This is a genomic window from Nocardioides sp. T2.26MG-1 (assembly GCF_950101795.1).
In the GTDB taxonomy this organism is placed as follows: Bacteria; Actinomycetota; Actinomycetes; order Propionibacteriales; family Nocardioidaceae; genus Nocardioides.
The window spans coordinates 421,972-442,230 of sequence record NZ_CATNLZ010000032.1 but is presented as its reverse complement, the minus strand read 5'-3'; the positions used below and the strand labels follow the sequence as shown (position 1 = coordinate 442,230).

Sequence of the window (20,259 nt, the reverse complement as noted above, 5' to 3'; positions counted from 1 at the left end):
GGTGCGCACCCGACGACAAGGCACCCGTGTGAGACTGATCCGCAATCCGGTGACGCAGTTCCTGCTCATCGGTCTCGTGACCGTCGCGGCGATCTTCATCGGAGTCAACTCCATCGCCCACGGGGCGGCGGCCGACGAGTCGACCGCCGAGGCGCGACGCATCAACACGCTGCTCGCTCATCAGGTGGTGGAACCGCTGTTGCCCAAGAGACTGTCGGCGGCGTCCGCCGGCGCTGCGGACCGCTTGGACCGGGCGCTGGGTGACCGCCTGGACGGCGTGTCGCGCGTCCAGGGGATCGATCGCTTCGCCATTCGCAGCGAAGCCGGCACCGTGCTGTACGCGTCCTCGGAGGGCAAGGAGCTGCTCGGCCAGACCTTCGCCCTCGACGAGGACCAGGCTCGCGTCATCGCGCTCGGGGGCACCGGTTCCCAGCCCTCAGATCCCGATCGACCGGAGAACTCCGCCAGCGCCCCGCAGCGGGTGGAGATCTACACCCGGATCCGGTCCCCCGAGGGTGACCCGCTGCTGTTCGACACCTACTACTCGCTGGATCGTCTCGAGCGTCGGCAGAGTGAGCTGTTCCGCACCTTCCGCTGGATCGTGCTCGGCCCTCTCGTGCTGCTCATCCTGCTCGCCACCGCGATCCTCAGCGTTCTCACCCGACAGCTCACGAGCGCGAGCAACGAGCGCGAGAGGCTGCTGCGCTCCGCCATGGACGCCTCCGACGCCGAGCGCCGCCGGATCGCGCGGGATCTGCACGACAGCGTGGTCCAAGACCTGGCCGGCACGGCGTTCGCCGTCAGCGCGATCTCGCGCAACCCAGACACGTCGGACGACGCACGCGAGACGCTGGAAGGCGCCGGGACCTCCTTGCGGTCGAGCCTGAAGGCTCTGCGTTCGCTGCTCGCGGAGATCCACCCGCCCGACCTTCGCGCCGACGGACTGCCCGCCGCGCTCGCCGACCTGACCGCCCCGGCGGGGGCTGCCGGCATGCAGGCATCGGTGAGCGTCGAGGGCGCCGAGATGGCCTCGGACCGGCGTGCGGCCCTCGTGTGGCGAGTCGCCCAGGAGGCGGTGCGCAACGCACTGCGCCACTCGAGCGCCTCCACCCTCGCCGTCACGGTTCGCGGTGACCGCGATCGCCTGACCCTCGAGGTCGTCGACGACGGCGTCGGCTTCGACACCGACTCGGTCCGTGACTCGGACCGCTACGGCCTGCGCGGCCTGCGCAGCCTGGTCGCCGACCACGGTGGCCTGCTCGACGTGCGCTCGGCGCCCGGCGACGGGACCATCGTGCACATGGAGGTGGATGCTCAATGACGACTCCCACGACGCCCACACCACCCGCGACCCCGACCCCCGCGCCCATCCGGGTGGTGCTGGTCGACGACCACGCGGTGATCCGCGCCGGCCTCGAGCAGCTGCTCTCAGGCACCGACGACATGGAGGTCGTGGGGACCGCGGCGAACGGTGCCGAGGCACTCGAGGTCGTACGCCGGATCCGCCCCGACGTGGTGCTCATGGACCTGCAGATGCCCCAGGTCGACGGGGTCGCCGCCACCCGGGCGATCATGGCCGAGCGGCTCGGCGTCGACGTCCTCGTGCTGACCTCGTTCTCCGACAGCGAGCGGATCATCGCCGCCCTCGACGCCGGCGCCGTCGGGTACCTGCTCAAGGACGCCGACCCCGAGGACGTGCTCCAGGGCATCCGGGCCGTGAGCCGCGGCGAGTCACCGCTCCACCCGAAGGCCGCCCGCGCTCTGCTCGGCGTCCGCTCCGGCTCGCCCCAGGTCCAGCTCACCACCCGCGAGACGGAGGTGCTCACCCTGGTCCGCGAGGGCCTCGCGAACAAGCAGATCGCTCGCCGCCTCGACATCAGCGAGCGCACGGTCAAGGCCCACCTCACCTCCGCGTTCGCCCGGATCGGCGTCGCCGACCGCACCCAGGCCGCCCTCTGGGCCGAGCGAAACGGCCTCTGACGCGGGCCGCGCACCGCCATTCCGCCAGGCCCTGTGTCGTTGTCGTTTGGTCACCAACGGCAATAGGGGGAGCGCTCCCACCTGCGGTTGGTGACCAAACCACACGCCGAATGGTGTGGCGCCTAGTCCACGGACTCGTCGGCGGAAAGGTCGGACTCGACCTCGCGGACAGGTAGTGGCGGGGGAGTGCCGCCCCAGGCGGGGCAGATCGCCCGATGGGCGCACCACTCGCATAGCCGGCCCGGGCTCGGCTGCCAGTCGCCCGACTCCTGGGCTCGCCGGATGGCGTGCCAGATGGCCTCGACCTTGCGCTCGGTGGCCAGCAGGTCGCGCTCGTCGGGCACGTAGCGCAGGATCTCGCCGTTGCCGAGGTAGACCAGCTGCAGCATCGCCGGGACGACGCCGCGGGTGCGCCAGATGACGAGCGCGTAGAACTTCATCTGGAACAGTGCCTTGGCCTCGAACATCTCGTGGGGCGCCCGGCCCGTCTTGTAGTCGACCACTCGGATCGCCCCGTCGGGAGCGACGTCGATGCGGTCCACGAAGCCGCGCAGCAGCAGCCGGGAGTCCAGCAGCGTCTCGACATAGAGCTCCCGCTCCGCCGGCTCGAGCCGGCGCGGGTCCTCGAGGGTGAAGTAGCGCTCGAGGACCGAGCGGCAGGACGTGAGCCAGTCGGCGACCTGGGCGCCCTCGCCGTCCGCCGGGAACATCTCCTCGAGCCCGGGGTCCTCCGCGACGAGCCGCTCCCAGGCGGGCTCGAGCATCGCCTGCGCGCGACCGGGCGTGCGGTCGGCGGCCGGCAGGTCGAACAGGTCCTCGAGCACCTTGTGCACCACCGTGCCGCGCACCGCGTCGGGCGAGAACGGCTCGGACAGCTTGTCGACCGTGCGGAACCGGTAGAGCAGCGGGCAGCTCAGGAAGTCGCCTGCACGGCTCGGGGAGAGCGCTCCGAGCACCTCCACGCCGTCGACCGCGGTCGACATCCGCGTCGCGGGCGACTCGGACGGCGTGCTCATGCGAGCCACCCTAGGCGAGCCCGTGGACACCCGACGCCGTGCGGTGCACTCGTGCACGGCGGGGGTAGACCGCAGCCGTCGGCTAGCCTCGACGCGTGCCCGACTCCCCGCCTCGACCCCGTCCGCCGGGCACGCTCAAGGTCGGGACGATCGCCGGCAGCGACGTGCTCGTCTCCTCCTCCTGGTTCCTGGTCGCCGGCCTGATCTCGGTGATCGTGGCACCGGCGGTCGAGGAGGCACAGCCCGGCCTGGGTGGCTGGAAGTACGTCGCCGGGCTCGCGTTCGCGGTCATCCTCTACCTCTCGGTCCTGCTTCACGAGGCGTCGCACGCGATCATGGCCCGCCGCTACGGGTTCCAGGTCTCCTCGATCACGCTGCACTTCCTCGGCGGGATGACCGCCATCGAGGGGGAGGCACGCAACCCGCGGCAGGAGTTCCTCATCGCCGTCGTCGGCCCACTGACCTCGCTGCTGGTCGGCGGGCTCGCCCTCGGCGTCAGGGAGGTCACCCCGGACGGCCTGCTCCTGATGGCGGTCGAAGGCCTCGCCGGCGCCAACCTCCTCGTCGGCGTCCTCAACCTCGTCCCGGGGCTCCCGCTGGACGGCGGCCGGGTGCTCAAGTCGCTGGTCTGGGGGGTCACCGGCAACATGCACCGCGGCACGATCGTCGCCGGGTGGGGGGGCCGCCTGACCGCCGCGGCCGTGCTGTTCTGGCCGTTCGTCCAAGAGGACCTGATCGGCACCGCGCCGGACACCGTGGACTACATCCTCGCGTTCGTGATCTCGGCGTTCCTCTGGTCCGGGTCGACCGCCGCGATGGCCTCGGCCCGGCTGCGCACCCGGCTGCCGCACCTCGTCGCCCGCCAGCTCGCGCGCCGCACCCTCGCCGTACCCAGCGACCTGCCGCTCGCCGAGGCGGTACGCCGCGCCCAGGAGGCCCAGGCCGGCAGCATCGTCACGGTGACGTCGGGGGGCGTTCCCGAAGGCATCGTCAGCGAGGCCGCGGTCGAGGCGACGCCACCCGACCGGCGGCCCTGGGTCGCCGTGTCGGCCGTCGCCCGCTCGCTCGAGGCGGGGTTGCGGCTGCCCGCAGACCTGGTCGGCGAGGACCTCGTGATGGCGATCAGCCGCACCCCCGCCGCCGAGTACCTCCTCGTCGAGCCCGACGGCTCCATGGTCGGGGTGCTCGCCACCGCCGACGTCGATAAGGCGTTCCGCGCCGCGGGCCACTAGGGTTCCGGCCGTGTCCGAGCATCCCGACGTACCGCCCGAGGCCTGGTCCGGCGTCCACCGCGGCCCCCTACGGGCCGGCGAGTGGGTGCGGCTCACCGACAGCAAGGGCCGCCGGCACAACATCTGCCTCGAGGCGGGCAAGCGCTTCTTCTCCAACCGCGGCCACTTCGAGCACGACGAGCTGATCGGCCGGGAGGAGGGCTTCACGGTCACCTCGTCGGCCGGCGGGGAGTACCTCGTCTTCCGGCCGCTGCTCTCGGAGTTCGTGGTGTCGATGCCCCGCGGCGCGGCCGTGGTCTACCCCAAGGACGCCGCCCAGATCGTCGCGCTCGCCGACATCTTCCCCGGCGCGGACGTCGTCGAGGCCGGGGTCGGCTCCGGGGCGCTGACCTGCTCGCTGCTGCGGGCGGTCGGACCGTTCGGGACCGTCACCTCCTACGAGCGCCGCGAGGAGTTCGCGGACGTCGCCCGCCGCAACGTCCACCAGTTCTTCGGCGCGCCCGAGGGCGAGAGCCACCCCGCGTGGCGGCTGAAGGTGGGCGATCTCGCCGAGGAGCTGACCGCGTCCGGCATGAGGGCCGACCGGGTCATCCTGGACATGCTCGCGCCCTGGGAGTGCCTCGACGCCACCGCCGAGGCGCTCCGCCCCGGCGGCATCGTGTGCGCCTACGTCGCCACCACGACCCAGCTGTCCCGCTTCGTCGAGACCGTCCGCGTGCACGGCGGGTTCACCGACCCGCAGGCCTGGGAGTCGCTGGTACGCGACTGGCACGTCGAGGGCCTCGCCGTACGCCCCGGCCACAAGATGATCGGCCACACCGCGTTCCTCGTCACCGCCCGGCGGATGGCCCCGGGGGAGAGGCCGCCGCTGAAGCGGCGGCGTCCCGCGCCGGGCGCCTACGGCCCCGACTACACCGGTCCCCGCCCCGCGGACGTCCCCGTTGAGGACCCCGCGGACTGAGTCCTTGTCGTGTTGTAAACCAACGACAGTGATTGCGTCCGAGAATCTGTCGTTGGTGACCAAACGACAGCGAGCGCCGCACCCGAGCCGCGTCCAAATCGTGATCGACACCGCGAAATGAGGTCTTTCCTCCTCACGGCGCGCGGGTAGGGTCGTGCGCACAGGAGGTGGCGCTGATGTCGACATCAGAAGGCGTGTCCAGCACGGGTGGTCGCAGCCCCGAGGAGCTCGCGAGCCAGGTCCGGCTCCTGGAGGACGAGGTCTCCGACCTCCGGCGGCGGCTCAGTGAGAGCCCCGGGAGCTCCCGAGGCCTGGAGCTGCGTCTGGCGGATGCGCAGCGTTCGCTCGCGGGCCTGACGTCGCAGAACGAGCGGCTGGCCCAGACGCTGCGCGAGGCCCGTGACCAGATCATGAAGCTCAAGGAGGAGGTCGACCGGCTGGCGCAGCCGCCCGCCGGCTTCGGCACCTTCCTCGCCCGCAACGAGGACGACTCGATCGACGTCTTCACCGGCGGCCGCAAGCTGCGCGTGAACGTCAGCCCGAGCGTCGACCTCGACACCCTTCAGCGGGGTCAGGAGGTGATGCTCAACGAGGCTCTCAACGTCGTCGCAGCCCTCGACTTCGAGGAGGTCGGCGAGGTCGTCATGTTCAAGGAGCTGCTCGCCGACGGCGACCGGGCCCTGGTGATCGCCAACGCGGACGAGGAGCGCGTCGTGCGGCTCGCCGAGCCCCTGCGCGGCGACACCATCCGGGCCGGCGACTCGCTGCTGCTCGACTCGCGCGCCGGCTACGTCTACGAGAAGGTGCCGAAGTCCGAGGTCGAGGAGCTCGTCCTCGAGGAGGTCCCGGACATCGCCTACGAGTCGATCGGCGGCCTGGCCGGGCAGATCGAGCAGATCCGTGACGCGGTGGAGCTGCCCTACCTGCACCCCGAGCTGTTCAAGGAGCACCAGCTCAAGCCCCCGAAGGGCGTCCTGCTCTACGGGCCGCCGGGCTGCGGCAAGACGCTGATCGCCAAGGCGGTGGCCAACTCCCTGGCCAAGAAGGTCGCGGCCAAGACCGGCCAGGAGGGGAAGTCCTACTTCCTCAACATCAAGGGTCCCGAGCTGCTCAACAAGTACGTCGGCGAGACCGAGCGGCACATCCGGCTGGTCTTCCAGCGGGCCCGCGAGAAGGCGAGCGGCGGCACCCCGGTCATCGTGTTCTTCGACGAGATGGACTCCCTGTTCCGCACCCGCGGCTCCGGGGTCTCGTCGGATGTCGAGAACACGATCGTCCCGCAGCTGCTCAGCGAGATCGACGGCGTCGAGCTCCTCGAGAACGTGCTGGTCATCGGCGCCTCCAACCGCGAGGACATGATCGACCCGGCGATCCTGCGCCCCGGACGCCTCGACGTGAAGATCAAGATCGAGCGTCCCGACGCCGAGTCGGCGCGCGACATCTTCAGCAAGTATCTCCTCACCAGCCTGCCGCTGCACGCCGACGACCTCGCCGAGTTCGGCGGCGACCGTGAGGCCTGCGTGGCCGGGATGATCCGGGCGACCGTCGAGCGGATGTACACCGAGACCGAGGAGAACCGCTTCCTCGAGGTGACCTATGCGAACGGCGACAAGGAGGTCCTGTACTTCAAGGACTTCAACTCCGGCGCGATGATCCAGAACATCGTCGACCGCGCGAAGAAGATGGCGATCAAGGACTTCCTCGACCACGACCAGCACGGCCTGCGGGTCTCGCACCTGCTGCAGGCGTGCGTGGACGAGTTCAAGGAGAACGAGGACCTGCCCAACACCACCAACCCCGACGACTGGGCCCGCATCTCCGGCAAGAAGGGCGAGCGGATCGTGTTCATCCGCACGCTCATCACCGGCAAGCAGGGCACCGAGCCGGGCCGCTCGATCGACACGGTCGCCAACACCGGCCAGTACCTCTGAGGCCGAGCCCCGGCCGGCACGCCGGCGCTGAGCCGACCCAGGTGGTTTGGTCACCAACGGCACGATGGGAGCGATTCCATCCGTCGTTGGTGACCAAACCGCAAGCCGCAGGCACCGGGGCCGACACCCTTCCGAGACTCGGGCCCAGGCCCTAGCCTCGAAGCAGGTCGGGACCCACCCGCCCACCAGCTCGGGGGAGTCGTCACATGTTCTGGATCATCGTTCTCGCGGTCGCCGTCGTACTGTTCGCGCTGGCCTGGTGGAGCAGCGGGCGCTCCAAGCGCATCGCCGGGCGCCCTGACGGCGCGGCCGAGGCCGCCCGGGGGCGAGCGATGAACCAGGCCCACATCCATCGTGAGGGACAGCGGCCGGGCGGCACCCGGATGTGACGGTCAACGACTGTCGTCGGTGACGTCGGCGACCGTCGCGCCCAGCGCCGCGATCAGCTCGCCCGCGTCGACGGTCAGCGCCACGCCCGGCGCCCCGCCGCCGATGCTCACCACACCCGCGATCGACGCGTCCGCGATCACCGGCAACGGCGTGGCGCTGCCCAGCGGGGTGATCGTCCCGCGCACGTAGCCGGTGACCTCGTACGCCGCGTCCGCGCTCGGCATCGAGATCCGGTTCACGCCGAGCAGCGCCCGGAGCTTGGGCCAGGCGATCTCCCGGTCGCCGGGCACCAGCACGAACCGGTGGTCCCCGTCGCGGACGCGCACCACCATGGTCTTGAGCAGCTGGTGCGGTGTGACGCCGCGCGCCGCGGCCGCCTCCTCCAGGGAGCGGACCGGCCCGTGCCGGGTGACGGTGTGGGCGAGCCCGAGCTCGTCGGCGGCCGCCACCACGCGGTCGGGGCCTGCCTCGCTCATCGTTTGACGGCGCGGCCGACGAAGCCGTGTGTCCACGGCCTGCTGACCAGCGGCCCGGGCAGGTACGCCGCCGCCACCTCGACCACGTCGAGACCGGAGCCGGCGACCAGGCCGGGGATGTCGCGGCTGAGGTGGCAGCCGCCGCCGAGCCGCCGCTGCAGGGGGTCGAGGCGATGCTGCCACCGCTCGACCCGCCGGTCCGGGGCGAGTCCGTGCTCGGCGAAGTGGAACGACCCGCCCGGCCGCAGCACCCGACGGACCTCGCGCAACGCGCGCTCGACGTCGGGGATGGTGCACAGCGAGAACGTCGACAGCACGGCGTCGTACTGCCCGTCGGCCGCCGCGAGGCGCTCCCCGTCGAGCCCGGTCCGCTCGATCGGCACCCGGGACCCGGCTCGCCGGCGTGCCGACATCTCCCAGGCGACGTCGGTGGGCTCGACGGCGTCGACCTGGTCGACCACGGCCGGGTAGACCGGGATGTTGAGCCCGGTGCCGAAGCCGATCTCCAGCACCCGGCCGTGCAGCCCGGCGCACACCTCGGCGCGCAGGCGCCGGATGTCGGGCGTCGACAGGGTTCGCTCCGTGAGTCGAGGTAAGACACGATCGGTCCAGTAGCCCATACCCCGAGAGTAGGACGTGTTCCACTCGCGTACGCTCGAAGCATGAGCGTGCGCCGGGTGATGGGGACCGAGGTGGAGTACGGCATCGCCGTGCAGGGCCAGCCCCTGGCCAACCCGATGGTCGCCTCCTCCCAGGTCGTCAACGCCTACGCGTCGTCGACGGTGAAGGCGCGCCGAGCCCGGTGGGACTTCGAGGAGGAGTCGCCGCTGCGCGACGCCCGCGGCTTCGACATGTCCCGCCAGGTCGCGGACCCGACCCAGCTCACCGACGAGGACATGGGCCTGGCCAACGTGATCCTCACCAACGGAGCCCGGCTATACGTCGACCACGCCCACCCGGAGTACTCCACGCCCGAGGTGACCACGCCGCTCGACATCGTCCGGTGGGACAAGGCGGGGGAGCAGGTCATGCTCGACGCGGCCCGCCGGGCCGCTCAGCTCCCCGGCGGCCCGCAGATCGTGCTCTACAAGAACAACACCGACAACAAGGGCGCGTCGTACGGCGCCCACGAGAACTACCTGATGCGCCGCTCGACGCCGTTCGGCGACATCGTGCGGCACCTGACGCCGTTCTTCGTCAGCCGCCAGGTCTTCTGCGGCGCCGGCCGGGTCGGGATCGGCCAGGACGGGCGCGAGGACGGGTTCCAGATCAGCCAGCGGGCCGACTTCTTCGAGGTCGAGGTCGGGCTCGAGACCACGCTCAAGCGGCCGATCATCAACACCCGCGACGAGCCGCACGCCGATCCGGAGAAGTACCGGCGGCTGCACGTGATCATCGGGGACGCCAACCTCTCGGAGGTCGCGACGTACCTCAAGGTCGGCACCACCGCGCTGGTGCTGGCGATGATCGAGGACCGGTTCATCACCAGCGACCTCACCGTCGACGGGTCGGTGGCCGGCCTCCGCGCGATCTCCCACGACCCCACCCTGCGCCACACCGTGCCGCTCACCGACGGCCGCAGGCTGACCGCGATCCAGCTGCAGCTGGAGTACCTCGACCTGGCCCGCAAGTTCGTGGAGGACCGCTACGGCGACGACGCGGACGCCCAGACGCGCGACGTGCTGACCCGCTGGGAGTCCGTCCTCGACCGGCTCGAGCGCGACCCGATGCTGTGCGCCCGTGAGCTCGACTGGGTCGCGAAGCTCAAGCTGATCGAGCAGTACCGGCAGCGCGACGGACTCGCCTGGGACGACGCGAAGCTGCAGGTCATCGACTACCAGTACTCCGACATCCGCCCCGAGAAGGGCCTCTACCACCGCCTGGTCGCCGGGGGCCGCATCGAGCGACTGCTCGACGACGCCGTGGTCGAGTCGGCGATGCACGACCCGCCGGAGGACACCCGCGCCTACTTCCGGGGCCGCTGCCTGGAGAAGTACGCCGACCACGTCGCCGCCGCCTCCTGGGACTCGGTGATCTTCGACCTGCCCGGCCGCGAGTCCCTGCAGCGGGTGCCGACCATCGACCCGCTGCGCGGCAGCAAGGCCCACGTGGGCGACCTGCTCGACCGCTGTGAGACGGCCGAGGAGTTGTTCACCGCTCTCACCCGCTGATTTCGACGCGCGCATCGCGACCTCGTGCCTCGGTCGCGGCGCTTGCTCAATCTTCGCTCGCCCACGCGACCGCTCGTCCCTCGCGGTCACTGCTCGCTCGATAGGGTGTGGGTATGGCACAGGAGCAGAAGCAACCTCGCAAGTCCTCGGAGACCGAGGAGGCGGTCGAGACCGCCCCCGAGACCGACGTGGCCGAGCGCAAGGAAGCCCTCGACAGCGACGTGGACGACATCCTCGACGAGATCGACGACGTGCTCGAGACCAACGCCGAGGACTTCGTGAAGTCGTTCATCCAGAAGGGCGGGGAGTAGGCCTTGACCGACCCCCGCCTCCCGGCCGCGTTCCTGCAGCCGGGCTCAGCGTCGTTCTCCGACTTCCTCGCCGAGCAGGCACCCGACCTGCTGCCGGGCCGCCGGGCCGTGCCCCAGGGCCATGCCGGGGACCTCGCACCGCACGGCACGACGATCGTGGCCGCCACCTTCCCCGGCGGCGTGGTGATGGCTGGTGACCGGCGCGCCACGATGGGCAACATCATTGCCCAGCGCGACATCGAGAAGGTCTTCCCCGCGGACGAGTTCTCCGCGGTCGGCATCGCCGGGTCCGCCGGTCTCGCGGTGGAGATGGTGCGCCTGTTCCAGACCGAGCTCGAGCACTACGAGAAGATCGAGGGCAGCACGCTCTCGATGGACGGCAAGGCCAACCGGCTCGCGGCACTGATCCGCTCCAACCTCGGGATGGCGATGCAGGGCCTCGCCGTCGTACCCCTCTTCGCCGGCTTCGACCTCGCCGCCGACCAGGGCCGGATCTTCAGCTACGACGTCACTGGCGGCCGCTACGAGGAGACCGCGTTCCACTCGGTCGGCTCGGGCTCGCTGTTCGCCCGTGGCTCGCTGAAGAAGCTCTACCGCGCCGACCTGTCCGCCGAGCAGACCGTGCAGGCCGTCGTGGAGGCGCTGTACGACGCCGCTGACGACGACTCCGCCACCGGCGGGCCGGACGTGACCCGCCGGATCTTCCCGGTCGTCCAGGTGATGACCGCCGAGGGCGGTCGCCGGATGCCCGACTCCGAGGTGGCCGCGATCGCCGACCGGGTGATCGCCGGCCGGATGAGCAGCCCCGACGGCCCCAACGCCCCGCTGACGGCCCAGCCCGTGGCCCAGACGACGGAAGGTGCGTGACCCGATGAGCATGCCTTTCTACGTCTCGCCCGAGCAGCTGATGAAGGACCGGGCCGACTTCGCCCGCAAGGGGATCGCCCGCGGTCGGTCGGTGGTGGCCGTGCAGTACGCCGACGGCATCCTGTTCGTCTCCGAGAACCCCTCCCAGGCGCTGCACAAGGTCTCGGAGATCTACGACCGGATCGCGTTCGCCGCGGTGGGTCGCTACAACGAGTTCGAGAACCTCCGGATCGCCGGCGTCCGGCTGGCCGACATGCGCGGCTACGCCTACGACCGCCGTGACGTCACCGGCCGTGGGCTGGCCAACGCCTACGCCCAGACGCTCGGCACGATCTTCTCGAGCGGCGGAGAGAAGCCCTACGAGGTGGAGCTGTTCGTCGCCGAGATCGGTGACGCCGCCGCCGACGACCAGCTCTACCGGCTCACCTACGACGGGCAGGTCGCCGACGAGCACGGGTTCGCGGTGATGGGCGGCGCCGCCGACGTGGTGGCGACGTACCTCAAGGAGCGGTATGCCGAGGGTGCCTCCCTCGCCGACGCGCTCCGGATCGCGGTCGCCGCGCTCGGCCACACCTCCGACGCCGAGGACCGGGTGATCCCCGTGGAGGACCTCGAGGTCGCCGTGCTCGACCGCAACCGCAGCCAGCCGCGCAAGTTCAGCCGGCTGCGCCCGGCCCGGCTCGAGGAGCTCCTCGGCGAGCGCGGCCCGACCGCGCACGCCCCCGAGCCGCCCGCCGAACCGGCCGCCGACGCCGCCGACGCCGCCGGCGACAACGAGCCCCCGGTGGCACCGCCGGTCAGTTGACCACCCGCCAGACGTGACGCACGAGACTGCCGGAAACCGCCGCGGCCCCGCGGGGCAGGAGGACTCTGGAGAGGACAGCTCCAGAGAGGCGGAACCCCATGTCACGCTCGCTCGTCCGACGGCTGGTGCCCTCGCCGGCCATGCTGGTCGCCCTCCTCGCTCTCATGATCGCCATGGGCGGCACCTCCTACGCCGCGGTGACGCTGGCCAAGAACAGCGTCCGCTCGCCCCACATCGTCAACGGCCAGGTGAAGACCGCCGACCTCGGCGCAAGCTCGGTCACCACCGCCAAGGTCAAGGACGGTTCACTCATCGCCGGCGACTTCGCACCCGGTGAGCTTCCTGCCGGGGTCGAAGGACCGGCCGGACCGCCCGGACCTGCCGGCCCGCAGGGCGTCCCCGGGCCGGTGGACACGGTGAGCGTGATCCGCTCCACCTCGCCGGTCGCGGCCGGCAGCTTCGATGCCGCGATCGTCCAGTGCCCCGCGGGGATGGAGGCGATCGGCGGAGGCGTCGACCCGGGCAACGTGCTGACGATGACGGTCACCCAGTCGACTCCCGTGTTCGGGACCAACCCGTCCAGCAGCCGCCCGATCGGCATGACCGACGGCCAGCACGGCTCCGCGACCGGTTGGATGGGTTCGGTGCGCAACGACGGCACCACGACCTACTCCGCCAAGGTGACCGTGATCTGCGCCGGCTGACCACGACCCACGCCTGCGCTCCACCGCGGATTCGGTCCACGGGCCTGATTCCGGGCCCGTGGACCGTTGGCTGCGTTCGCCTCGGGCGACGTGACCCCGAGCCGACGTCCGAGTCTGCCTCTCCCTGCGCGCCGGCGCCCAGGGGCGAGAACGACCCCCGGTCGCCCCGCCGGCCTCCCGGCTGCCCCTCTTCCTTGTGGTTTGGTCACCAACGACAGACATCCAACTCGGACCTCTGTCGTTGGTGACCAAACCGCGTTCATCGGCGCCCGCGGCGTCATCCACAGCCCTCTGAGGCACCGGTTTGGGCACCGGCCGGGGTGCGCAACCTGGCCGTCATGGGAAAGAAGGACAAGGACAAGGACAAGGACAAGGACAAGGACAAGCCGATCCGCGGGCAGGTGCGACTCGTCGGCCACCAGCGCGTCAGCCACGGGCTCTACCTTCGACTGCGCGACGACCTGACCCAGGACCAGGAGTTCGCCCGCGAGCTCGAGGCATATCTCCTCGTTCTGCCGAAGTCGGCGGTGTTCACCCACATCACGGCGGCGCGGTTGCTGGGATGGCAGCTCCCGAAGCTTCCCGAGCAGGTGCCGATCTTCGTCGCCGTGAACCAGAAAGATCCTCGCCCACGCCGGCACGGGCTGATCTGCTCCCGGCTGGTGCGGGAACGCAACCCCATCAAGCGAGTCGATCTCCCCGTGGAGGCCGCCGAGGAGATCCTCCTGAGGATGGCGCGGGATCTCGGCCACGTGGACCTGGTCGTCGTCATCGACTCCGCCCTGCGGAAGGGCGAGCTGGACCCGGAGCGCATGGAGAAGCTGCTCGCGAGCCGGCGACCGGGTGTCCGGATGCTTCGTCCGGCCTACCGCGAGGCCACCTCGAAGAGCGAGTCGGAAGGAGAGAGCGTCATGCGGGTCTTTCACAAGGCGATCGATGTCCCAGTCGAACCCCAGGTGGAGCTCTTCGATGACCGCGGCACGTTCCTCGGCCGCGCGGACCTGCTGGTGACCGGCACCACGCGGCTGCACGAGTACGACGGCGAGCATCATCGCGACAAGGACCAGCACCGAGTGGACATGCGCCGTGAGCGTGGCTGGGCGGACTCGCCGTACTCCCGCCACGGGTACGCGCTCGACGACCTCTTGAACCACCCAGCGGTGGTGATGCACGAGATCGATCGGGCACTTGGCCGCCGCCACCTTGGCAGCCGGCTCCGACGATGGCGACGACTGGTGGACAACTCGCTGTACTCCGAGGCCGGCCGGGAACGGGTGATGAACCGCTGGCGGCGGGAGAACGGGATCATGGATTGGTCACGAACCGCATGATCTAGGCGGCGATCTGGGTGGTTGGTGACCAAACCGCAACGTTTCTCGACCACCGCGACGCGCGGACAACACCCCGCAGGCGACCAGGCTGCGCCTAGGCTGAGCGCGTGGACCGGCGGATCTTCGGCATCGAGAACGAGTACGGCGTGACGTGCACGTTCAAGGGCCAGCGCCGTCTGAGCCCCGACGAGGTGGCCCGCTACCTCTTCCGCAAGGTTGTCAGCTGGGGCCGGAGCAGCAACGTCTTCCTGCGCAACGGCGCCCGGCTGTACCTCGACGTGGGCAGCCACCCGGAGTACGCGACGCCCGAGTGCGACGACGTGGTCGAGCTGGTCACCCACGACAAGGCGGGGGAGCGGGTGCTCGAGGGGCTCCTGCTCGACGCCGAGCAGCGGCTGCACGACGAGGGCATCGCGGGCGAGATCTACCTGTTCAAGAACAACACCGACTCCGCGGGCAACTCCTACGGCTGCCACGAGAACTACCTCGTGGGCCGGGCGGGGGAGTTCTCCCGCCTCGCCGACGTGCTGATCCCGTTCCTGGTGACCCGACAGATCATCGTCGGCGCCGGCAAGATCACCCAGACCCCGCGCGGGGCCAGCTACAGCGTCAGCCAGCGTGCCGAGCACATCTGGGAGGGCGTCTCGAGCGCGACCACGCGCTCCCGCCCGATCATCAACACGCGCGACGAGCCGCACGCGGACGCCGAGAAGTACCGCCGGCTGCACGTGATCGTCGGCGATTCGAACATGAGCGAGACCACCACGATGCTCAAGGTCGCCAGCTGCGACCTCGTGCTGCGGATGATCGAGGAGGGCGTGGTGATGCGCGACCTCACGATGGAGAACCCCATCCGTGCGATCCGCGAGATCTCCCACGACGTCACCGGCCGCCGCAAGATCCGGCTGGCCAACGGCCGCGAGGCCAGCGCGCTGGACATCCAACAGGAATACCTCTCCAAGGCCCGCGACTTCGTCGACCGCCGCGAGATCAGCACGCCGCTCATCGAGCAGGCGCTCGACCTGTGGGAGCGCGGTCTCAAGGCGGTCGAGTCCGACGACCTCGGCCTGGTCGACCGCGAGATCGACTGGGTGATCAAGTGGAAGCTGATCGAGCAGTACCGCGCCAAGCACGGTCTGCCCCTGGGTCACCCGCGGATCGCTCAGCTCGACCTCGCCTACCACGACATCCACCGTGGCCGCGGGCTCTACTACCTGCTCGAGAAGCGCGGCATGGTCGCCCGGGTGACCACCGACCTGAAGATCTTCGAGGCCAAGTCGGTGCCGCCGCAGACCACGCGGGCGCGGCTGCGCGGCGAGTTCATCCGCAAGGCCCAGGAGCGCCGGCGCGACTTCACCGTCGACTGGGTGCACCTCAAGCTCAACGACCAGGCCCAGCGCACCGTCCTGTGCAAGGACCCGTTCCGGGCGCACGACGAGCGGGTGCAGCGCCTGATCGACGGCATGTGAGCCGATCAGGCTCCCCTCAGGCTCGAGGGCTAGTGTGTGGCGCGCTGTCCCAGCACCCGAACTGCGAAGGTTGAACCTGTGTCCCGACGTCTCCGACGCCTCCCCGCCGCCTTGCTCCCGCTGGTCCTCGCGACCACGTTGGTGGCCTGCGGCTCCGACTCCTCCGACGGGGGCGACGACTCGTCGTCCGACACCGTCCACGGCATCTCGATCACCGGCGACCTCGGCAAGGCCCCGGAGGTGAAGTGGGACGGCAAGCTCGACGTCGACAAGACCGAGACGACCGTCGTCACCGAGGGCGACGGCAAGAAGATCGAGGACGGCGACCAGGTCCAGGTCAACCTCTGGATCGGCAACGGCTTCACCCAGGAGCAGGCCTACAGCAGCTACGACGAGGGCGGCCAGGAGGAGACCGTGACGGCGAACGACCAGCTCGCCCCGGTCTTCAAGGACGCCGTGCTCGGCCAGACGATCGGTTCGCGGGTCGCCGTGACCGCCACCGGGGCCGACGCGTTCGGTGACGCCGGCAACACCTCGATCGGCATCGCGCCGACCGACACCGTGCTGATCGTGGTCGACCTCATGGAGGAGTTCACCCCGCCGGCGCCCAGGGATGTCCCGTCGAGCCAGATGCCCGGCATCGTCGAGAAGAACGGCAAGCCGGTCGCCCTCGACTTCAAGGGCGTGCCGAAGCCGGCGGCCGAGGGCGGCGACCTGCTGCGCACCGTGATCAAGAAGGGCACGGGCGCGACCCTGACCAAGGACATGACGCTCACCGCGAACTACCTCGGCATGGTCTACGGCGCGAAGAAGCCGTTCGACGAGAGCTACTCGAAGGACCCGCTGGTGCAGCCGCTCTCGGGCCTGGTACCGGGCTGGATCTACGGCCTCGAGGGCCTCAAGGTCGGCAGCCGGGTGCTGCTGCAGGTCCCGCCGGACCTGGGGTACGGCGCACAGGCGAACGGGGACATCCCCGCCAACAGCACGCTCTACTTCGTCCTCGACATCGTCGACGCCAAGTAGCACCTGCGACGAAGACCGGCGAGGATCAGCAGCATGGCGGTGCACAAGAGCGAACGGCTGCTCAACCTGCTCATCATGCTGCTGGTCCAGCGCCACTACGTCTCCAAGGACCGGATCCGGGCGATCCTCTATCCCGACTCCAGCACCGACGCGTTCGAGAAGATGTTCGAGCGTGACAAGGAGGAGCTGCGCAGCCTGGGCGTGCCGATCGAGGTGGGCAACATGGACGCCTACTTCGACGACGAGCCGGGCTACCGGATCCGGCCCGACGAGTTCGCGCTGCCCGACGTCTCGCTGACCGCCGACGAGGCCGCGGTGATCGGCCTGGCGACCCGGGTGTGGGAGCACGCGCGGCTGGCCGAGGCCACGACCGAGGCGGTCCGCAAGCTCACCGCGCTCGGGCTGCCGCTCGACGTCAGCGCCCTCGACATCGCCCAGCCCCGGCTGAGCGCCGACGAGCCGTCGTTCGACGTGTTCTGGGAGGCGACCCAGGAGCGCACCCCGGTCGAGTTCGAGTACCGCCGCTCGGGTGCCACCGCGACCACCACCCGCCACCTCGAGCCGTGGGGCGTCGTCCGCTACTCCGGCCGGTGGTACGTCGTGGGCCTCGACACCGACCGCGGCGAGGAGCGGGTGTTCCGGCTCTCCCGCGTGCAGGGAGAGGCGCGCCGGAACGGCCAGCCCGGCTCGTACGACGTACCGCCCGGCACCGACGTCCGCGCCACCACGATGCGCCTGGCCCCCGAGCCGGCGACCGGCCACGCGACGCTGCTGGTCCGGGAGGGGTCCGGCCTGGCGCTGCGCCGCGACGCGGAGTCCGTCGAGCCCGGCGTTCCGGGACCCGACGACCGCACCGGCTGGGACCGCGTGGTGATCAGCCGCGGCGGGCCGGGCGTGGCCGACGAGGTGCTCGGCTACGGCCCCGACGTGTACGTCGAGGAGCCGGCGTCGCTGCGCGACGAGGTCGTCCGACGGCTGCGCGCGGTGGTGGCGGCGTCATGAGCACTCCGACCGCCAGCGGCGCCAAGGACCAGGTGGCCCGGCTGCTCACGCTGGTGCCGTACCTCCACACCCACGGCGAGGTGCGCCTCGACGAGGCCGCGGCGGCACTCGGGCTCGCCCCCGAGCAGCTGCTCAGCGACCTCAAGGTGCTGCTGATGTGCGGCCTGCCGGGTGGCTACCCCGACGACCTGATCGACGTCGACCTCGATGCCCTCGAGGGCCCGGAGGCCGACGGCGTGATCCGGGTGTCGAACGCCGACTACCTCTCGCGCCCGCTCCGCCTCACGCCGACCGAGGCGACCGCGATCATCGTCGCCCTCCGTGCGCTGCGCAGCAGCGCCCGGGAGGAGACGCGCGAGGTCGTCGACCGCGCGCTCGCCAAGCTCGAGGCGGCCGCCGCCGAGGGCTCGGCAGCCCGGCAGATCGACCCGGGGGAGGAGGACCCCGACCGGCTCGACCTGGCCCGGCTCGAGGCCGATCTCCGCGACGCAGCAGCCCGGCAGCGGCAGGTGCGGCTGTCCTACTTCGTCCCCTCCCGCGACGAGCAGTCCGAGCGGGTCGTCGACCCCCGCGGCCTGGTGACCGCCCACGGCTTCACCTACCTCGACGCGTGGTGCCACAGCGCGGAGGCCCCGCGGCTCTTCCGGCTCGACCGCATCGACGAGGCCGAGGTGCTCGACACCCCGGTCGCCACGGCGCCCGAGCCGCCCCGCGACCTCTCCGACGGGCTCTTCACCCGCGCCGACGACACCACACCGGTGACGCTCCGCGTGGAGCGTGAGGCCCGCTGGATCGTCGAGTACTACCCGGTGGAGGCGGTCCGGTCGCGCCGCGGCGGAGGCCTCGACGTCGACCTCCTGGTCGCCGACGAGCGGTGGCTCCAGCGGCTGCTGCTCCGGCTGGCGCCGCACGCACGGGTGCTCAGCCCGACCGAGCTGGACCAAGCGTTCACCCGCCGTGCACAGGACACGCTCAGCCTCTACGCCGGCCCGGCGTAGGATGAAACGACCACCTTTCCGTACGTGAGGACGCCATGACCACCGCATACGTCGCCGGCCTCGGCCCCACCGAGCTGCTGATCATCCTGGCCGTCCTGGTCCTGCTCTTCGGAGCGACCAAGCTGCCCGAGCTGGCCCGTGGCAGCGGACGCGCGCTGCGCATCTTCAAGGCCGAGACCAAGGGCCTCCTGGACGACGACACGCCGGAGGCCAGCAAGACCGTCGAGCAGCGGGAGCTCGAGGCGCGCCAGGCGGAGTTGGACCGCAAGCAGGCGGAGATCGACGCCGAGCGCGACCGTCTGCAGCGCCCCGACAGCGCCTGACCCGGCACTGCACCCGTTGTCCCTCAGCGGAGTCTTCGACTACTTCTCGGGCCGTCCCCACCACCCGGTGGGCGAGGACGGCCGGATGGCCCTCTCCGACCACCTGCGCGAGCTGCGGGCCCGGCTGCTGAAGTCGGCGCTCTTCCTCACCCTGACGTTCCTGGTCTCGCTGTTCTTCTACGACCAGCTGCTCGACGTGATCGAGCATCCCTACCTCGCCGCGCGCGAGCAGCTCGACCCGGACACGAAGAGCGAGGTCGTGCTCAACGGGGTGACCGCCGGCCTGATGCTTCAGCTCAAGCTCTGCGGCGTCGCGGCGATCGTGGCGTCGAGCCCCTACTGGCTGTACCAGATCTGGGCGTTCATCGTGCCCGGGCTGCACGCCAACGAGAAGAAGTGGTCGCGCCTCTTTGCCGCCATCGCGGGCCCGTTGTTCCTCCTGGGCGTCGCGACCGGCTACTACGTGCTGCCCAAGGGCATCGAGGTGCTCATCGGGTTCACGCCCAACTCGGTGACCAACCTCGTCGAGTTCACCCAGTTCTTCTCGTTCATCACCCGGATGCTCCTCGTCTTCGGCGTCGCGTTCGAGATCCCGCTGTTCGTGATCATGCTCAACCTCGCCGGTGTCGTCTCCGGCAAGGCGATCGGCAAGTACCGGCCCTGGATCATCCTCGGCACGTTCGTCTTCGCGGCGGTCGCCACGCCCTCGACCGACCCGTTCTCGATGCTGATGCTCGCGATCCCGATGATGCTGCTGTTCCTGGTCGCCGAGGTGATCGCACGCTGGTCCGACCGGATCCGGGGCCGGCGTCGGCCCAGCACCGACCAGTGGGCCGACGACGAGGTCTCACCCCTGTGAGCTCCGACGCGCGCTTCGACGCGATCGACCCCTTCGACCTGCCCGACTGGCTCGGGGAGGCCGAGGTGACCTGGGCGGCCGAGAGCGGCGTACGCCGGGGCCACGTGGTCACCGGCCTGCTGACGAGCCCCGGCCACGAGCCGATCCCGTGCGACCTGCTCGCGGTCGACCCGGCGTACCCCACCGCCGTGGTCCCGGAGCAGGTGCGCCACGACGCCCACCAGGCCTGGCGCTACGGCCAGGTGCTGCCGGTGAGCCGCGACGGCCGTCTCACCCTGTCGGTGCCGGGCACCGGCTTCACCGCCGACCTGGTGCTCGAGGCCGTCGGCCGGCTCGCGCTCGCGGTGGGCGCCTCGGTCGAGCGCTACTCCGTGCTGCTGCGGATCGGCGCCGAGAGGCCCTAGTCTCAC

General features: G+C 70.7%; 22 protein-coding genes. 19 read left to right on the top strand and 3 right to left on the bottom strand.

Annotated features, from left to right (window positions below):
• Nucleotides 1–28: 28 nt before the first annotated feature.
• Nucleotides 29–1,321, top strand: a complete 1,293-nt coding sequence (locus QQZ14_RS17180) for a sensor histidine kinase (RefSeq protein WP_284535605.1) — start codon at nt 29–31, stop codon at nt 1,319–1,321.
• Nucleotides 1,318–1,980, top strand: coding sequence for a response regulator (locus QQZ14_RS17175; protein WP_284535604.1), 663 nt, complete (start codon nt 1,318–1,320; stop codon nt 1,978–1,980). Before QQZ14_RS17180 ends, QQZ14_RS17175 begins: the two co-directional genes overlap by 4 nt.
• A 122-nt stretch (nt 1,981–2,102) precedes the next feature.
• Here the strand turns inward: QQZ14_RS17175 and QQZ14_RS17170 are convergent, their stop codons facing one another.
• On the bottom strand, nt 2,103–2,996 hold the full coding sequence (locus QQZ14_RS17170; RefSeq protein WP_284535603.1) for a RecB family exonuclease: 894 nt from the start codon (nt 2,994–2,996) through the stop codon (nt 2,103–2,105).
• Between the two features lie 95 nt (nt 2,997–3,091).
• Here QQZ14_RS17170 and QQZ14_RS17165 point away from each other — a divergent pair, with 95 nt between their 5' ends.
• The 4 genes from QQZ14_RS17165 (at nt 3,092) to QQZ14_RS17150 (ending at nt 7,509) form a co-directional block, all read left to right on the top strand.
• On the top strand, nt 3,092–4,228 hold the full coding sequence (locus tag QQZ14_RS17165; RefSeq protein ID WP_284535602.1) for a site-2 protease family protein: 1,137 nt from the start codon (nt 3,092–3,094) through the stop codon (nt 4,226–4,228).
• A 10-nt stretch (nt 4,229–4,238) separates the two neighbouring features.
• Nucleotides 4,239–5,189 carry a tRNA (adenine-N1)-methyltransferase gene (locus QQZ14_RS17160; RefSeq protein WP_284535601.1) on the top strand — a complete coding sequence of 317 codons (951 nt, stop codon included), beginning with the start codon at nt 4,239–4,241 and terminating at the stop codon, nt 5,187–5,189.
• Nucleotides 5,190–5,365: 176 nt separating this feature from the next.
• Nucleotides 5,366–7,120, top strand: a complete 1,755-nt coding sequence (arc, locus tag QQZ14_RS17155) for a proteasome ATPase (protein ID WP_284535600.1) — start codon at nt 5,366–5,368, stop codon at nt 7,118–7,120.
• A 206-nt stretch (nt 7,121–7,326) separates the two neighbouring features.
• On the top strand, nt 7,327–7,509 hold the full coding sequence (locus QQZ14_RS17150) for a hypothetical protein (RefSeq protein WP_284535599.1): 183 nt from the start codon (nt 7,327–7,329) through the stop codon (nt 7,507–7,509).
• 3 nt (nt 7,510–7,512) lie between these two features.
• On the opposite strand, the gene QQZ14_RS17145 is transcribed toward QQZ14_RS17150, so the two are convergent.
• Nucleotides 7,513–7,986, bottom strand: a complete 474-nt coding sequence (locus QQZ14_RS17145) for an aminoacyl-tRNA deacylase (RefSeq protein WP_284535598.1) — start codon at nt 7,984–7,986, stop codon at nt 7,513–7,515.
• On the bottom strand, nt 7,983–8,606 hold the full coding sequence (locus QQZ14_RS17140) for a class I SAM-dependent methyltransferase (RefSeq protein WP_284535597.1): 624 nt from the start codon (nt 8,604–8,606) through the stop codon (nt 7,983–7,985). The genes QQZ14_RS17145 and QQZ14_RS17140 overlap by 4 nt, the downstream gene beginning before the upstream one ends.
• 42 nt (nt 8,607–8,648) lie before the next feature.
• Here QQZ14_RS17140 and dop point away from each other — a divergent pair, with 42 nt between their 5' ends.
• The 13 genes from dop (at nt 8,649) to QQZ14_RS17075 (ending at nt 20,253) form a co-directional block, all read left to right on the top strand.
• Nucleotides 8,649–10,157 carry a depupylase/deamidase Dop gene (gene dop / locus QQZ14_RS17135; protein ID WP_284535596.1) on the top strand — a complete coding sequence of 503 codons (1,509 nt, stop codon included), beginning with the start codon at nt 8,649–8,651 and terminating at the stop codon, nt 10,155–10,157.
• Between the two features lie 113 nt (nt 10,158–10,270).
• Complete coding sequence (locus QQZ14_RS17130; protein WP_284535595.1) at nt 10,271–10,468, top strand: ubiquitin-like protein Pup; 198 nt, start codon at nt 10,271–10,273, stop codon at nt 10,466–10,468.
• A gap of 3 nt (nt 10,469–10,471) precedes the next feature.
• Nucleotides 10,472–11,335: a proteasome subunit beta gene (gene prcB, locus QQZ14_RS17125; RefSeq protein ID WP_284535594.1), complete on the top strand. Its 864-nt coding sequence runs from the start codon at nt 10,472–10,474 to the stop codon at nt 11,333–11,335.
• A 4-nt stretch (nt 11,336–11,339) separates the two neighbouring features.
• On the top strand, nt 11,340–12,140 hold the full coding sequence (gene prcA, locus QQZ14_RS17120) for a proteasome subunit alpha (RefSeq protein WP_284535593.1): 801 nt from the start codon (nt 11,340–11,342) through the stop codon (nt 12,138–12,140).
• A 98-nt stretch (nt 12,141–12,238) separates the two neighbouring features.
• Entirely contained in the window at nt 12,239–12,844 is a 606-nt protein-coding gene (locus QQZ14_RS17115) for a hypothetical protein (RefSeq protein WP_284535592.1), read from the top strand.
• Between the two features lie 338 nt (nt 12,845–13,182).
• The gene (locus QQZ14_RS17110; protein ID WP_284535591.1) at nt 13,183–14,175 is read left to right on the top strand and encodes a hypothetical protein; all 993 of its coding nucleotides are present in this window, start codon (nt 13,183–13,185) and stop codon (nt 14,173–14,175) included.
• A gap of 107 nt (nt 14,176–14,282) precedes the next feature.
• On the top strand, nt 14,283–15,644 hold the full coding sequence (pafA, locus tag QQZ14_RS17105) for a Pup--protein ligase (protein ID WP_284535590.1): 1,362 nt from the start codon (nt 14,283–14,285) through the stop codon (nt 15,642–15,644).
• Nucleotides 15,645–15,722: 78 nt separating this feature from the next.
• Complete coding sequence (locus QQZ14_RS17100; RefSeq protein ID WP_284535589.1) at nt 15,723–16,667, top strand: FKBP-type peptidyl-prolyl cis-trans isomerase; 945 nt, start codon at nt 15,723–15,725, stop codon at nt 16,665–16,667.
• 33 nt (nt 16,668–16,700) lie between these two features.
• Nucleotides 16,701–17,669: a helix-turn-helix transcriptional regulator gene (locus QQZ14_RS17095; protein WP_284535588.1), complete on the top strand. Its 969-nt coding sequence runs from the start codon at nt 16,701–16,703 to the stop codon at nt 17,667–17,669.
• Nucleotides 17,666–18,667 carry a helix-turn-helix transcriptional regulator gene (locus tag QQZ14_RS17090; protein WP_284535587.1) on the top strand — a complete coding sequence of 334 codons (1,002 nt, stop codon included), beginning with the start codon at nt 17,666–17,668 and terminating at the stop codon, nt 18,665–18,667. The genes QQZ14_RS17095 and QQZ14_RS17090 overlap by 4 nt, the downstream gene beginning before the upstream one ends.
• Before the next feature lie 35 nt (nt 18,668–18,702).
• A complete protein-coding gene (gene tatA / locus QQZ14_RS17085) occupies nt 18,703–18,990 on the top strand; it encodes a Sec-independent protein translocase subunit TatA (protein ID WP_284535586.1) in 288 nt (95 codons plus the stop codon).
• A gap of 16 nt (nt 18,991–19,006) precedes the next feature.
• Nucleotides 19,007–19,849, top strand: coding sequence for a twin-arginine translocase subunit TatC (gene tatC, locus QQZ14_RS17080; RefSeq protein ID WP_284535584.1), 843 nt, complete (start codon nt 19,007–19,009; stop codon nt 19,847–19,849).
• Entirely contained in the window at nt 19,846–20,253 is a 408-nt protein-coding gene (locus QQZ14_RS17075) for a hypothetical protein (RefSeq protein WP_284535582.1), read from the top strand. The genes tatC and QQZ14_RS17075 overlap by 4 nt, the downstream gene beginning before the upstream one ends.
• Nucleotides 20,254–20,259: the final 6 nt, after the last annotated feature.